Origin of the sequence: Pseudolabrys sp. FHR47, assembly GCF_005153485.1 — a bacterium.
Taxonomy (GTDB): domain Bacteria; phylum Pseudomonadota; class Alphaproteobacteria; order Rhizobiales; family Xanthobacteraceae; genus Pseudolabrys.
In genome coordinates this window covers 2822285-2837585 of the sequence record NZ_CP039740.1, presented here as the reverse complement: position 1 = coordinate 2837585, position 15301 = coordinate 2822285, and the positions used below count along the sequence as shown (strand labels likewise).

General features: G+C 65.4%; 12 protein-coding genes. 2 read left to right on the top strand and 10 right to left on the bottom strand.

Translation table 11 applies throughout. From position 1 onward, the window contains the following. The first annotated feature begins 136 nt into the window (after positions 1 to 136). A complete protein-coding gene (der, locus tag E8Q40_RS13920; RefSeq protein WP_137045118.1) occupies positions 137 to 1498 on the top strand; it encodes a ribosome biogenesis GTPase Der in 1362 nt (453 codons plus the stop codon). A 130-nt stretch (positions 1499 to 1628) separates the two neighbouring features. Here der and E8Q40_RS13915 read toward each other — a convergent pair whose 3' ends face one another. The 8 genes from E8Q40_RS13915 to E8Q40_RS13880 form a co-directional block, all read right to left on the bottom strand. Then, entirely contained in the window at positions 1629 to 2369 is a 741-nt protein-coding gene (locus E8Q40_RS13915) for an SDR family NAD(P)-dependent oxidoreductase (protein ID WP_137045117.1), read from the bottom strand. 105 nt (positions 2370 to 2474) lie between these two features. Then, on the bottom strand, positions 2475 to 3989 hold the full coding sequence (purF, locus tag E8Q40_RS13910; protein ID WP_137045116.1) for an amidophosphoribosyltransferase: 1515 nt from the start codon (positions 3987 to 3989) through the stop codon (positions 2475 to 2477). Further along, positions 3989 to 4615 carry a CvpA family protein gene (locus E8Q40_RS13905; RefSeq protein WP_137045115.1) on the bottom strand — a complete coding sequence of 209 codons (627 nt, stop codon included), beginning with the start codon at positions 4613 to 4615 and terminating at the stop codon, positions 3989 to 3991. The genes purF and E8Q40_RS13905 overlap by 1 nt, the downstream gene beginning before the upstream one ends. Before the next feature lie 275 nt (positions 4616 to 4890). Further along, on the bottom strand, positions 4891 to 6294 hold the full coding sequence (gene radA / locus E8Q40_RS13900; protein ID WP_137045114.1) for a DNA repair protein RadA: 1404 nt from the start codon (positions 6292 to 6294) through the stop codon (positions 4891 to 4893). A gap of 93 nt (positions 6295 to 6387) precedes the next feature. Then, entirely contained in the window at positions 6388 to 7569 is a 1182-nt protein-coding gene (gene alr / locus E8Q40_RS13895) for an alanine racemase (RefSeq protein ID WP_246662842.1), read from the bottom strand. 49 nt (positions 7570 to 7618) lie between these two features. Continuing rightward, positions 7619 to 9253 (bottom strand): GMC family oxidoreductase, encoded by a 1635-nt coding sequence (locus tag E8Q40_RS13890; RefSeq protein ID WP_137045113.1) that lies wholly within the window; start codon positions 9251 to 9253, stop codon positions 7619 to 7621. 253 nt (positions 9254 to 9506) lie between these two features. After that, positions 9507 to 11024: a replicative DNA helicase gene (locus tag E8Q40_RS13885; RefSeq protein ID WP_137045112.1), complete on the bottom strand. Its 1518-nt coding sequence runs from the start codon at positions 11022 to 11024 to the stop codon at positions 9507 to 9509. Between the two features lie 217 nt (positions 11025 to 11241). Then, the gene (locus E8Q40_RS13880) at positions 11242 to 12501 is read right to left on the bottom strand and encodes a cyclopropane-fatty-acyl-phospholipid synthase family protein (RefSeq protein WP_137045111.1); all 1260 of its coding nucleotides are present in this window, start codon (positions 12499 to 12501) and stop codon (positions 11242 to 11244) included. Between the two features lie 328 nt (positions 12502 to 12829). Between E8Q40_RS13880 and E8Q40_RS13875 the strand changes: the two genes are divergently transcribed. Further along, positions 12830 to 13384, top strand: a complete 555-nt coding sequence (locus E8Q40_RS13875; protein WP_137045110.1) for a hypothetical protein — start codon at positions 12830 to 12832, stop codon at positions 13382 to 13384. 102 nt (positions 13385 to 13486) lie between these two features. On the opposite strand, the gene rplI is transcribed toward E8Q40_RS13875, so the two are convergent. Continuing rightward, positions 13487 to 14149, bottom strand: a complete 663-nt coding sequence (rplI, locus tag E8Q40_RS13870; RefSeq protein WP_137045109.1) for a 50S ribosomal protein L9 — start codon at positions 14147 to 14149, stop codon at positions 13487 to 13489. Between the two features lie 42 nt (positions 14150 to 14191). Then, the gene (locus tag E8Q40_RS13865) at positions 14192 to 15157 is read right to left on the bottom strand and encodes a DUF2232 domain-containing protein (RefSeq protein WP_168197839.1); all 966 of its coding nucleotides are present in this window, start codon (positions 15155 to 15157) and stop codon (positions 14192 to 14194) included. Positions 15158 to 15301: the final 144 nt, after the last annotated feature.

Here is a 15301-nt window from a genome sequence, read left to right as displayed (position 1 = left end):
CTTTTTGAGGACCGCGCGAAGGCGCTAGAGCCCGGCTTTGATGGAATCAAAGCCGGGCTCTAGATTCTTGTTTGGTCGCGTTTTCTTTACGCGAACCGGTTTCCACTTCGCTTGAAAACGCTCTAAACGGCACATCATGACTTTCACCGTCGCCATTGTCGGCCGGCCCAATGTCGGCAAATCGACCCTGTTCAACCGGCTGGTCGGCCGCCGCGTTGCGCTGGTCGATGATCAGCCGGGCGTGACGCGCGACCGCCGTGAAGGCGAGGCGCGGCTCGGCGATCTCGATTTCACTGTGATCGATACCGCCGGTTTCGAGCAGGCCGGCGCGGAGACCTTGCCCGGCCGCATGCGGGCGCAGACCGAAACCGCGATCGCGCAGGCCGACGCCGTGTTCTTCGTCATGGATGCGCGGGCGGGCGTGCTGCCGGACGATCGCGCTTTTGCGTCGCTGGTGCGCAAATCCGGCAAGCCGGCGGTGCTGATCGTCAACAAGATGGAGGGCCGGGCCGGGGAGTCCGGACGGCTGGAAGCCTATTCGCTGGGCCTGGGCGAGCCGGTGCCGCTGTCGGCCGAGCACAATGAAGGTCTGCCCGATCTCTACAGTGCCCTGCGCGAAGCCTTGCCGGAGAAGACGGCGGAGGCGATCGAGAAGGTCGATGACGACGGGGAGCATCCGATCCGCGTCGCCATTGTCGGCCGCCCCAATGCCGGCAAATCGACGCTCATCAATCGCCTGATCGGCGAGGAGCGGCTGCTGACCTCGCCGGAGGCGGGCACGACCCGCGACTCCATTGCCGTGGACCTCGAATGGCACGGCCATCAATTCCGTCTGCATGACACCGCGGGCCTGCGCCGCCGCTCGCGCATCGACGAGAAGATCGAGAAGCTGTCGGTCGGCGAGACGCTCAATGCCGTGCGCTTTGCCGAAGTCGTGGTCGTGTTGCTCGACGTCGATAATGCCTTCGAAGAGCAGGACCAGAAGATCGCCGACCTGATCGAGAGCGAAGGCCGCGCGGTGGTGATCGGGGTCAACAAGTGGGACCTCAAGGACCGCAATCCCGGCGACATTTCGAAGCTGCGCGAAAAGGCGCGCGAGAAGCTGATGCAGTTGCCCGACGTACCGCTGGTCGCGGTGTCGGCGCTGACCGGCGAGGGCCTTGACCGCCTGATGCAGGCGATCATCGATGCCCATGCGGTATGGAACAAGCGCATTCCGACCAGTGCGCTCAATCGCTGGTTCGAGGACGCGACCTCCGCGCATCCGCCGCCGGCGGTGTCCGGCCGCCGGCTCAGGCTCAACTACATCACGCAGGTGACGTCGCGGCCGCCGACCTTCGTCGTGTTCTGCACGCGCGCCGATGCGGTGCCCGACGCCTACAAGCGCTATCTCGTCAATTCATTGCGCGAAGCGTTCGAACTGCCCGGCACGCCGATAAGGCTTATGCTGCGCGAGAAGGCCAACCCCTATGAGGGGAAGGCGAGAAGAAAGCATTGACGAACGGCGACACGATGGAGACTGGTCATCATCCGCGAAAGCGGATGATCCAGTAATCGCCATCGCAGCGATTGATTCCGAGGCGTTTGCGTCTACTGGATGCCCGCTTTCGCGGGCATGACGGGGGTGGTTACTCCGGCGCCTTGAACCCCAGAAACTTCCCCGCGCGATAATCGAACACCTTGCCGCTCTCGGCGCAGTCCGGCAGGCACAGCGGCAGGATCGCTTGCGCAACTTCTTCCGGCGGCGGCAGCGTGTCCGGGTCGATGCCCGGCCAGCCCGAGGCATACATCCGCGTGCGCGTCGGCCCCGGATTGAACAGGTTGACGCGCAGATTCGTGGTCGCCGTTTCGGCGGCGTAGCTGCGGGCGAGTTCGTTCAGCGCCGCCTTGCTCGCGCCGTAGACGCCGGTATAGGCGCGGCCGGCCCAGGATAGACCCGAGGTGATGAACACCGCGCGGCCCGCCGGCGCGGCGCGCAGCAGCGGGTCCATGGTGCGGATCAGTTGCCAGTTCGCCTTCACGTTGACGGCAAAGATGCTGTCGAAGTCCTTCGGCTCGGCATGCGCCAGCGGCGACAGCGTGCCAAGGATGCCGGCATTGCCGATCATGACGTCGAGGCGGCGGTAGCGATCGTTGATGGCGAGTGCGAGACGGGCGATGCCGTCCATGTCCTTCACGTCGACCGGGACGAGGGTGGCGCTGCCGCCGGCGGCCTTGATCTTGTCGTCGAGCTCTTCCAGCCCACCGACAGTGCGCGCTACAGCGATCACATGCGCGCCGGCTTCGGCGAGCTGCAGCGCGACCGCCGCGCCGATGCCGCGCGAGGCGCCGGTGACGAGGGCGATCTTGTCGGTGAGGGGCTTACTCATGCGAATCCAAATGTCCCGGCCATCCACGTCTTCGTTCTTTTCAGGGCTTTAGAAGACGTGGATGCCCGGCACAAGGCCGGGCATAACGGTCATGGACCGTAAGTCCTAAATCGCCTCTGCCAGCAGCGAGAGCTGGCGCGGGCCGGCGTCCTGCTGGCCGAGATCGGTCAGCGGCGTCGGATAGTCGCCGGTGAAGCAGTGGTCGGTGAACTGCGGCTTGGCGTTGTCGCGGCCGGGCAGGCCCATGGCGCGGTAGATGCCGTCGACCGAGAGGAAGGCGAGTGAGTCGGCGCCGATGAACTGGCGCATGCTTTCCAGATCGTGCGTCGCGGCCAGGAGCTTCTCGGCGTCCGGCGTGTCGATGCCGTAATAGTCCGGATGTTTGATCGGCGGCGAGGAGATGCGGAAGTGCACCTCTTTGGCGCCGGCATCGCGCATCATCTGCACGATCTTGCGCGAGGTGGTGCCGCGCACGATGGAGTCGTCGACCAGCACGATGCGCTTGCCGGAGACCACGGCGCGGTTGGCGGAGTGCTTCATGCGCACGCCCTGATCGCGGATGGCCTGCGTCGGCTGGATGAAGGTGCGGCCGACATAGTGGTTGCGGATGATGCCGAGCTCGTAAGGGATGCCGCTTTCCTGCGAGAAGCCGAGCGCGGCGGGCACGCCGGAATCCGGCACCGGCACGACGACGTCGGCGGCGACCAGCGATTCACGCGCGAGTTCGGCGCCCATCGCCTTGCGCACATTGTAGACGTGGCGGCCGCCGACGATGGAGTCGGGGCGGGCGAAGTAGATGTATTCGAAGATGCAGGGCCGTGCCGGCTGCGGTGGGAACGGCTTGTGCGACTGCGCGCCTTCGTCGTCGAAGATCACGACCTCGCCGGGCTCGACGTCGCGCACATACTCGGCGCCAATGATGTCGAGGGCGCAGGTCTCCGAGGCGAGGATCGGACAGCCGTCGAGCTTGCCGATGACCAGCGGGCGGATGCCGAGCGGATCGCGGGCGCCGACCAGCTTCTTGTTGGTCATGCCAACGAAGGCATAGGCGCCCTCGAGCTGGCGCAGGCCTTCGATGAAGCGGTCGACGAAACGGTTGCGCTTGGCGCGGGCGACGAGGTGGAGGATCACTTCGGTGTCGCTGGTCGACTGCATCATGGCGCCGTCGCGGACGAGCTGGCGGCGCATGGTCAGGGCGTTGGTGAGGTTGCCGTTGTGGCAGACGGCGAAGCCGCCGCCGTCGAGTTCGGCGAATAAGGGCTGCACATTGCGCAGGATGGTCTCGCCGGTCGTGGAGTAGCGGACATGGCCGATGGAGACATTGCCCGGCAGGCGATCGATGACGTCCCGCTTGGAGAAGGTATCGCCGACGAGGCCGAGGCGGCGTTCGGAGTGGAAGCGCTTGCCATCGAAGGAGACGATGCCGGCGGCTTCCTGGCCGCGGTGCTGGAGGGCGTGCAGGCCGAGCGCGGTAATGGCGGCCGAGTCGGGGTGGCCGAAGATGCCGAAGACGCCGCACTCCTCGCGTAGCCGGTCGGCGTAAAGGTCGAGGTCCTGCTCCGGTTTCTGCGGCTCGACCGCATCGCCCCCGGAGACTTGGCCGTGCGTCTGTCCTGGCATTAGCGGATTCCCAGTTTCGGGTCGTGCTGCCATACCGCAGCCACACGTGGAGTTGCGCCTAGTTCCGATCGGCGATCCGGCGCGCCCTCGGGAGCCCCTTCGTCGGCCGGTTTCGGCCGCTTCAGCTTCTGTAAGATGGTGCTTTCGGGGTCATCCGGCAACATGCTCTTGAGCCAATCCCCTGTGCTCTTGAGCACGACTTTCGACTTGGCGCCGCTGATCCAGGCTGGCTGGCTGCGATCGGGGACCAGCCAGTCGAAAAACAGGTAGGCCACCACCACAATCAGCAGGCCGCGGCCGAGGCCGAACAGGAAACCGAGCGTGCGGTCGAGGGCGCCGACGCGGCTGTCGAGAACTAGGTCCGATATCCGGACGGTAATGATCGAGACGATGAGCAAGGTCGCTACAAAGATGGCGCCGATGGTCACGGCGGTAGCGACCGTGTTGCTGGAGAAATATCCCTGCGCGATCGGCAGCGCCCGGGAGAAGCTGTAGAGCGTGACCAGCGCGGCGATCGCCCAGGCGGCGATCGAGAGGATCTCGCGCATGAACCCGCGGATCATCGCGAGCAGCCCCGAAATCAGCATTACGACCAGAAGCAGGATGTCGAGCAGGGTGACCGGCATGCCAGGCTTTTCCAAGCGCTCCGCGAATTGGCGTTGGCGCGGCCCCTTGCGACGGGCGGCCGGCGAATCCAAAGACAAGACGAATCCAAAAACGACGTTGTCCCAGCCCGTCTTGGCGGCTCACGGGCAGGGCGTCAATATCGGTTCCAAAGCGCTATCGGTTCCAGGCGCTTTGTCGCTTCCAAGTGCTTAAACGCAGGCTCTTTTTGGCCCCGGCCCGGACGCGCTCCGGCCGGCCTTGCGCGCGCCCTCTATAGCGGGGCGTCACGGAGCCGTCATCCGTCTTTTCGGCGCGGCTCGGCCACAGGGCGGGGTTTCCCCAAGGCCGCGATATCCGCCACCAGACTGGCGAGGGCGCCGACGCCCGACATCTTCAGGGCCGGGTCGCCGGCCTCGCCGCGGGCGACCTCCGGCATCACGGCGCGGGCAAAGCCGAGCTTGGCGGCTTCCTTGAGCCGGGCCGGGCTGTGGCTGACCGGCCGGATCGCGCCGGATAGCGACACTTCGCCGAAATAGACGGCATCGGCCGGCAACGGCGAATTGGCGAGCGAGGAGATCAGCGCGGCGGCGGCGGCGAGATCGGCCGCCGGCTCGTTGATACGCATGCCGCCGGCGACGTTGAGGTAGACGTCGTAACCGCCCAGCTTGACCCCGCAATGCGCCTCCAGCACCGCCAGCACCATCGCAAGCCGGCTGGAATCCCAGCCGACGACGGCGCGGCGCGGCGTGCCGAGTGACGTCGGCGCCACCAAAGCCTGGATTTCCACCAGCAGCGGCCGCGTGCCTTCCATGCCGGCGAAGACGGCGGTGCCGGGCGAGCCGAGATCGCGTTCCGACAGGAACAATTCGGACGGGTTCGACACTTCGCGCAGGCCCGAACCGGTCATCTCGAAGACGCCGATCTCGTCGGTGGGGCCGAAGCGGTTCTTCACGGCGCGCAAGATTCGGAACTGGTGCGAGCCTTCGCCCTCGAAGGACAGCACGGCATCGACCATGTGCTCGACCACGCGCGGGCCGGCGATCTGGCCGTCCTTGGTGACATGGCCGACCAGGATCACGGCCGCGCCCGAACGCTTGGCAAAGCGGATCAGCGTCTGCGCCGCGCCGCGCACCTGCGTGACGGTGCCGGGCGCGCTTTCGACCGCGTCGGTCCACATGGTCTGGATCGAGTCGATGATGATCAGCCGCGGCACCTTGCCTTCGGACAGAGTGGCGATGATGTCCTCGACCGAGGTCTCGGACGCAAGTTCGACCGGCGCGTCGGAGAGGCCAAGCCGCTCGGCGCGCAGCCGCACCTGGGCGGCGGCTTCTTCGCCCGAGATATAGACGGCGCGGTGGCCGGCGCGGGCGAGCGCGGCGCTGGCCTGGATCAGCAGCGTCGATTTGCCGATGCCGGGATCGCCGGCCATCAGGATCACCGAACCGCGGACGAAGCCGCCGCCGGTGACGCGGTCGAGTTCATTGACGCCGGAGGCGAGGCGCGGGGCGTCCTTGGCTTCGCCGGTGAGGGGCTCGAGCTTGAACAGGCGGCCCTTGGCCGCCTTGCGCGGGCCGACCGGCTTGTCGCCGCCTTCCTCGGTCAGCGAGTTCCATTCGCCGCAGGCCTCGCAGCGGCCCTGCCAGCGCGAGGCGGCGGCGCCGCAGTTCTGGCAGACAAAAGCGAGGTGGCGCTTGGACATAGCGAGAATCGTCCCCGAAACGGTCTCAGGCAGGGTAAGGGCTGCATGAGAACATTACAAGAACATTCTTGCCGAGAGGTGAAAGTTTGGGACTTAATCCCGCCGATACACCCGGTGATATCGCCGCCCGAGGCTGGTCAGGATCTCGTAGCCGATGGTGCTCGCGCCACGGGCGACTTCGTCGAGGGTGAGGGCGTCGCCGATCAAAGTCACCATGTCGCCGCGGCGCACGGCGCCTTCGGGGAGTTCGGAGACGTCGATGGTCGTGAGGTCCATCGAGACGCGGCCGGCGATCGGGCAGAGCTTGCCGGCGACGATGGCCGAGCCGCCCGGCGTTTCATCGGTCGAGCCGGACGCGCGCGATAATCCATCGGCATAGCCGGCCGCGATCACGGCGATGCGCGTCGCACGCCGTGCGGTCCATGTGGCGCTGTAGCCGACGGTGTCGCCGCGCGTCACGCTGCGCACCTGAAGAACGCGTACTTTGAGATCGACCACCGGCCGCATCGGGTTCGGCTTGTCCGGCGTCGGATTGACGCCATAGAGCGCCACGCCCGGCCGCACCACGTCGCAATGCGCGGTGTCGCCAAGGAAGATGCCGGATGAATTCGACAGCGACGCGGGAATGCCGCGATACAGGAGGCGCACTTCGCGGAACAGCTTGATCTGCTTCTCGTTGAGCGCGTTGTCGGTCTCTTCGGCGCAGGCGAAGTGACTCATCAGGAGATGAATGCCGTGGTTCTCGGCGCGGATGCGGTGCGCGAGCGCGGCGGCTTCGTTGATCGAGACGCCGAGCCGGTTCATGCCGGTGTCGACATGGAGCGCCGCGCCACCGCGCCAGCCGGAGGCGGCGCAATAGGCATCCCATTCGGCGAGTTCGACTGTCGAACTGATCACGGGCTTGGCCTTGAGCACCGAGAACTCTGGGCCGGCGCCCGGCATGACGCCGTTCAGCACATAAATCGCAGCATCGGGGGCGGCGGCGCGCACGCGGCGCGCTTCGCTCAACTCGGCGACGAAGAAGGTCTTGCAGCCTTCCTTGGCCAGCGCATGCACGACCGGCTCGATGCCGAGGCCGTAGGCATTGGCCTTGACCACGGCGGCGCATTCGGCCGGGGTGGCGCGGCGGCGCAGGGTCTGCCAGTTGGCGGTCAGCGCGCCGAGGTCGATGGTCAGGGTGCCGCCGGCCTGCACGGCGGGCGGGCCGTCCTTCTCGACAATGCCGGTGTCGACCGGCGGGGCGGTTTCGATCAGATCGATGGTGGCCATGCGCATGGTTTAATGGTCCGGGCGCGTCGCGTCCATTGCGGGCGAGCCGGTTCAATCATGCAATTGTGGCTGCTTCCGGGGCGGGCCGGCCGCGGATCATGTCGGAAGCCTTGTCGGCGATCATCAGGGTCGAGGCATTGAGATTGGCCGAGATCATGCGCGGCATGATCGAGGCATCGACGACGCGCAGGGCCTCGAGGCCGTGGACGCGGAGCGTGTCGTCGACAACCGCCATCTTGTCGGTGGACGGCCCCATGCGGCAGGTGCAGCCGGGGTGAAAGGTGGTCTGGCCGCGCATGGTCGCGGCGTGCAGGAATTCGTCGTCGCTCTGCACGTTCGGGCCGGGGAAGTCCTCGTAGTCGTAATAAGGCTGCATCGGCACCGAGGAGAGCAGGCGGCGCGCCAGTCTCATGCCGGCGATGGTGACGCGGCGGTCGAGCTCGTGGCCGAGATAATTGGTCTGGATCGCCGGCGGCTCAAAGGGATCACTGGAGCGGATGCGGACATGGCCGCGCGCTTCGGGCCGCTGCTGCCATGACGCCACCGAGACGCCGGGTTCGCGCTCGAGTTTGCCCTGTTCGCCTTCCATGTAGCTGGCCGGCGTGAAGGTGAGCTGAAGGTCCGAAGTCTCCGCGGTCTCGCCGGAATGCCAGAAGCAGTACACGAGCGTCGGCGACAGCGCGAGAATGCCGCGGCGGTTGACCGCCCAGTTCAGCGCTTCTATTGCCAGATTAAGACCGCGGGCACGCTGGTTGATGGTCTTGATGTTCTTGACGCGCGCCACGGAACGCGGCGCGTAATGATCCTGCAAGCCTTCGCCGACGCCGGGCAGCGCATGCCTCACGGCGATGCCGCGCGATTGCAGGAGTTCGGCCGGGCCGATGCCGGACAATTGCAGCAGCTGCGGCGAATTATACGAGCCGCCGGACAGGATCACTTCCTTGCGCGCACGCACCTCTTTCGTCTCACCGCCGCGGCCGCCGACCGTATAGCGAATGCCGGTGGCACGCTTGCCGTCGAACATGATTTCGGTGGCATGCGCGTGGGTGCGCACGGTGACATTGCCGCGCTTCAACGCCGGATGCAGGAAGGCGGTGGCGGCGCTGATGCGGCGGCCGTTATGAATGGTGCGCTGGGCGTAGGAGACGCCTTCCTGCATGGCGCCGTTGTAATCGGGATTGCGCGGGATACCGAGGCTCACCGCGCCGTCGATGAAGGCGTCGCACAAAGGGTCGCGCCAGTCGATGTCGGTGACGGTGAGTTCGCCGCCGCGGCCATGATAGGTGTCGTCGCCGTTGCCGATGCGGCGTTCCATGCGCTTGAAGTAGGGCAGCACGTCGGCATAGCCCCAGCCGCGGTTGCCATATTGGGCCCAGGTGTCGAAATCATTGCGCTGGCCGCGATTGTAGATGTGGCCGTTGATCGAGGAGGAGCCGCCGAGAGTCTTGCCGCGCGGCGAGAAGATGCGGCGGCCGTTGGTGTAGTCGCCGGGCTCCTGCGCGTAACACCAATTGATGCGCGTGTTGTAGAAGGTCTTGATGAAGCCCGCCGGGATGTGGATGTAGGGATGCCAGTCGGCGGGTCCGGCTTCCAGCACGCAGATGCTGACATTGCGGTCTTCGCTCAGCCGGTTGGCCAGCACGCAGCCGGCGGACCCGGCGCCGACAATCACGTAATCGAACGTTTCCATTTCCGTCCCAGGCTTTTTGTTGCCGGGATGCTAGCGCCGGGCGGGGGCGTGGGGAAGGGTGATGCCGTTGCCGCGTGCTCTGCCTGCTCCCTCTCCCCTTTTGGGGAGAGGGTTGGGGTGAGGGGGCAAGTGACTCTCGATGGTTTGTAACCCCTCACCCGACGCGCCATAGCGCGTCGAAGACGCGCGTGAACGCGCTTATGGCGCGTCGACCTCTCCCTATGGGAGAGGTGAAGCAAGAGAGCCTCGCGTCTTACTCCATCCGCTCGGGCAGATGATCGGCCGGGGCGAGCGAGAAGAACTTGGTGATCGAGCCGTCGAAGCCGAGTTCGACCGTGCCGGTCGGGCCGTGACGCTGCTTGCCGATGATGACCTCGGCCTTGCCGCCGACCTTGTCGCCTTCCGCCATCCACGCCGCGAACTTCTCGCGGTCGCTTTCCAGCGGCTTGCGCATGACGTGGTAATATTCTTCGCGGTACACGAACAGCACGACGTCGGCGTCCTGCTCGATCGAACCCGATTCACGCAAGTCCGAGAGCTGCGGGCGCTTGTCCTCGCGGCTTTCGACCTGACGGGAGAGCTGCGACAGCGCGATCACCGGCACCTGAAGCTCCTTGGCGAGCGCCTTGAGCTTGGTGGTGATCTCGGTGATTTCCTGCACGCGGTTCTCGCTCGAGCGCTTCGACGAGCCGGTGAGCAGCTGAAGATAGTCGATGATCAGGAGGTCGAGGCCGCGCTGGCGCTTGAGGCGCCGCGCCCGGGCCGACAATTGCGCGATCGACAGGCCGCCGGTCTCGTCGATGAAGAACGGGATGTTCTGCATCTCGATCGAGGCATCCTTGATGCGCTCGAAGTCGGATTCGCCGATCGAGCCGCGCCTGATCTGGTTCGACGGGATGCCGGTCTGCTCGGCGATGATACGGGTGGCGAGCTGTTCGGCCGACATTTCCAGCGAGAAGAAGCCGACCACGCCGCCGTTGACCGCCTTCATGTGGCCGTCGGGCTTGACCTCGCCGACATAGGCCTTGGCAATGTTGTAGCCGACATTGGTAGCGAGCGACGACTTGCCCATGCCGGGACGGCCGGCGAGGACGATCAAGTCGGACGGCTGGAGGCCGCCCATCATGCGGTCGAGATCGGCGAGCCCGGTGGCGATGCCGGAGAGCTTGCCGTCGCGCTGATAGGCGTGCGCCGCCATGTCGACGGCGGTGGTGAGCGCCTGGCCGAAGCGCTGGAAGCCGCCGTCGTAGCGGCCGACTTCGGCGAGTTCGAACAGCTTGCGCTCGGCGTCCTCGATCTGGGCGCGCGGCGCGAAATCGACCGGCGCGTCATAGGCGACGTTGACCATGTCCTCGCCGACCTTGATCAGGTCGCGGCGGATCGACAGGTCGTAGATCGTGCGGCCGTAGTCCTCGGCGTTGATGATCGTGGTCGCTTCGGCGGCGAGGCGGGCGAGGTACTGGCTCAGCGTCAGGCCGGCGATGACGATCGCGGAATCGAGGAAGGTCTTGGCGGTAACCGGGGTCGCCACCTTGCCGGCGCGGATCAGGTCGCCGGCGATCTGGTAGATCTGGTTATGGATCGGCTCGAAGAAGTGTTCGGGCTTGAGAAAATCGGAGACCCGGTAGAAGGCTTCGTTGTTGATCAGGATCGCGCCCAAGAGCGCCTGCTCCGCCTCGATGTTGTGCGGTGCGGTGCGATAGAGCGGGTCCGGTTCTTTGCCGAGCGGGGCAGCGACCGGTTTGCGGAGGACTGATTCGACGGGAGCCATGAGATTGATTGCAGCGCTCGTGCGGCGGATTTTTGTTCACGATTGCTTAACCACGGCAGCGGGGCGGCGCGATGGTGCGTTTGCTTTAGTCCCACTGTCCACAGACTCAACAGGACGCACGAAAAAAGCGGCTTTGGATTTGCACCGATGTGTGTCGCAACGAAAAAGGCCGGGCTCATTTTTCCCGGCCTTGAATTCGTTCGGCAATTCGCCGGTGTTACTCGCCGGCGAGACGTAGCGGTATCGGGCGCTTGTCTTCCAGGAGCCGCAGGCGTTGCTCCTCGCGCATGATGTAGTCGCGCGTGATCGGCACCACGTTCTGGCGCTTGGTGAGCTGGATCTGGAACACGAACATCTTCTGCTCGCGGAACGCCATCTCGGAGGAGGCGAGGTAGAACTCCCACATTCGAACGAAGCGCCGGTCGTAGATGCGCTCGACTTCCTCGCGATGGGCGAGGAAGCGCTCGCGCCAGTGCTTCAGGGTTTCGGCGTAGTGGAGCCGCAAAATCTCGATGTCGGTGACGAGCAGGCGGGCTTTCTCGATCTTCGGTAGAACTTCAGACAATGACGGTATGTACCCGCCCGGGAAGATATATTTGGAAATCCACGGATTGGTGACGCTCGGCCCTTCGGAGCGGCCGATGGAGTGCAGCACCATGACGCCGTCATCCTTCAGGAGTTCGGCGGCTTTGTTAAAGTAAGTCTCGAAGTGGTTGACGCCGACATGCTCGAACATGCCGACCGAGACGATGCGGTCGAACTTGTCGTCCATGTCGCGGTAGTCCTGGAGCCGGAAGCGCGCACGTCCGGACAGACCGCGCTCCTGGGCGCGCTCGTTGGCGACGGCATGCTGCTCCTGCGACAGGGTGATACCGGTGACGTCGGCATTGCCGTATTCGGCGAGGTAGAGGCCGAGGCCGCCCCAGCCGCACCCGATATCGAGGATGCGCAGGTCGTTGCGGTCTGGCGCGAGGCGCAGCTTGGCGGCGAGGTGCCGCTTCTTGGCCAGTTGCGCATCGTCGAGCGACTGGTCCTGCCGTTCGAAATAGGCGCAGCTATATTGCCGGTCGGCGTCGAGGAACAGGGAATAGAGCCGGCCGTCGAGATCGTAGTGATGCGCCACGTTCTGCCGCGAGCGCTTGCGCGGATTGAACTGCTGGATGCGGCGCCAGAAGTACCGGATCAGGAACTGGGGTTTGGCCCAGTGCGGCACTTCGCTGTCCTGGCCAAGCGCGATTGCCAGGACGTCGGCAATCGAACCTTCTTCAACGATGAAGGTGCCGTTCATGTAGGACTCGCCGAGCTTGAGCTCGGGATCGAGCAGGATGCCCCATTCGGCGGCCGGTGTAGTGAAGCGCACCGATACCGGCGGCCCGGAGCCGTCGCCGAATGTGAGGACCGTCCCGCGCGCCGTGGTCACACGGAAATTGCCGCGGGTAATAAAGGTCTTCAATAAGAACTGAAGCAACCGGTCCATCGGCCGCCTCCATCCGCCCCGAAATACACAACGCGGCGTCACCGCACGCGCTTACCCGTGCGATGCCTTAACCGGCCCGGCGGCGGCCGGTTCCAATCGCGGTATTCAACCAAAGACTGCAAGCCACAGCAATGCCGTAAATTGCGATGCTGCATGCAGGATCGGCAGATGTCGGCCTTCCGCCATCCAATTCCCGGCGCAAGAGGGTGGTCACAAGTCCTTGTGAGTCCGCTATTAAGTCAGTGCGATGGGGCGGCGCGGTCGGCTAAAGGTGGGACGGAGAGGGCTGTGGGCGCCCCTGCATCCAGGGACAAAGGGATTGGCGGCGATGATGTATGAGCGACGTGGCATTTTTCGTCTGGCAGGGCTGGCGATGCTGGTGATGACCGCTCCGGCCTGCGCCCAGGACAACCTCGACCGGGGCAAGTCGGCGCAGCAGCTTTTCGCGTCCGATTGCGCGATCTGCCACAAGAGTCCCCAGGGCCTGGCCAAGGGTGGCGGCCTGTTCGGCCTTCAGGGCTTCCTGCGCGAGCACTACACCGCGAGCCGGGAAACCGCCAATTTGCTGGCCCGCTATCTGGAATCGGCGGGTGAGGCGCCGGCACCGGCCGACAGGCGGCAGCAGCGGCGGACCGCCAAGCCTTCGGATGCCAAGCCTTCTGACACCAAGCCTTCCGATGCCAAGCCTGCGGACCCGAAGCCGGCGGACGCCAAGCCCGTCGAAGCCAAGCCCGCATCTGAATCGAAGCCGGAGCCCAAGGTCGAAGCGAAGCCCGAGCCGAAGGCCGCTGCAGAGCCGAAGTCCGAGAGCAAACCGGACACCGACATCAAATCCGGCATCGCGGTCACGCCGGCGCCGGCCGACAAGCCGAAGTCGGAGTAGTCCGGCGATCAGGCTGCCGCGACAACCGGCACCCAGGTCCCGACAAACAAAAACTCCGCCCGGGTTCGCCGGGCGGAGTTTTGCATTTCAAGCGTCGGGCGATCAGGCCTCTTCGCTCTTCTTCTTTTTGCCCTTGGCCGGCTTGGCTTCGGCTTCCGGCTCGGCGGTCGCTTCGGCGGCCTCGGCTTCGGTTTCCTCGGTCTCGGCGTCGAACAGCGCTTCGGCGCGTTCGCGGGCGGCCTGGGCTTCGGCTTCGGCGTCTTCGGCGACCGAGGCGCGGACGGTCACGTCTTCACCACGGGCGATACGTTCGGCTTCGGCTTCGCTGCGCGCGACGATGACGGTCACCGACACGTCGATGTCCGGATGCAGCGCCAGCGGCACCTTGAACTGGCCGAGCGTCTTGATCGGCGCGTTCATCTCGATCTGCGTGCGCGAGATGGTGACGCCATCGGTCGAGATCAGCGAGGCGACGTCGCGGGTGGTGACCGAGCCGTAGAGCTGGCCGGTTTCCGACGACTGGCGGATGACCGTGAAGGTCTTGCCGTCGACCTTGGCGGCGATCTTGCCGGCTTCGCCCTTGCGCTCGAGGCTCTGCTTCTCGAGCTCGGCCCTCATGCTTTCAAAGCGCGCCTTGTTGTCGGCGTTGGCGCGCAGCGCCTTGTTGCGGGGCAGAAGAAAGTTGCGGGCATAGCCGTCCTTGACGCGGACGACGTCGCCCATTTGGCCGAGCTTGCCGATGCGCTCGAGCAGGATCACTTCCATTGTCGTTACTCCTCGTTTGATCGTTCGATGAAAGACAAAAGTTCAGGTCGAAGCCGGGGGACCACGCCGCAACGCGGCGCGGGCCCGGAAGTTGAAAATCTGTTCGGCAAGGCCAACCAGGCTCAGGATCAGGACCGGCCAGCCGAAAATCAGCACCGCCGCGTAGACGCCGGCGAGCACGAAGCCGCGGGCGGTCAGACCGCGCGTCACCACATGAATGACGGCAAAACCGAGCAGGCCGTAGGCGATTAGCAGGGCCGCCGACGCAATGCCGGCAAGAATGCCGATCATGCCATCGATGAAGGTGAGGGCGATGGCGAACGCCAGCGCTGCCGCGGTGAGCGGCGGAAAGGTCATACCAGGGATGTCTGGCCACGGCCGCGTCAGACGGCCGGAGAACTTCACGATACGGCCGGCCAGCCAGAGATTGAGGGCATTGGTCAGCGTCGCCATCACCGCCGTGGCCGGCGGAATGATCACAACCAGCAAATCAATGAAGCGATCGGGATCGCGCAAGGCGGCCGGGCCCGAAGAGCCGGCTTCGGTCGCGGCGATGCGGAAGACTTCACGTAGCGCCGCACCCATGGCGTCGCGGAATGCCGTGGCATCGCCGCCCATCACCAGCACGGTGAGGACGATCAGCGCGCTGCCGAGTACCGCCGCCCAGACGATGAGGCGGCCCGGCGGATACCACTCGAGCGAAGCCGTGCCGTTCTGGCCGACCGGCCGGGCCAGCATCGCGAGATAGCCGAGCCACCAGCCGGGCAGGCCGATGCCGGCGAAGAATGCGACAAAGAACAGCGAGCCGAACAACAGCCAAATGGCAAAGCCGCCGGCGAGAGCGCCGATCAGTGCCGCCCAGTGGCTCCAGCCCAGTGCAGCAATCATGAGGGGGAGGGGCGCCAGATAGGCGAGCGGCACCGAGAGCGGCGTGCCCGAGGTCAGCGACGCGAACAGCAATGCTGCCGCCGCGCCCGAACCCAAACCTATGAGGCCAAATTGCATCATCACCAGCTGTCCCGCTCCAGGAGCGGTTAGAGGCGGATCACTTCGGATGAAGGTCCGCCCCAACCATTTTATTTTCGTCATTCCGGGGCGGGTCGAAGACCTGAACCCGGAATCCAGTTTCAAATTCCGCGGACGTTTCTGGAT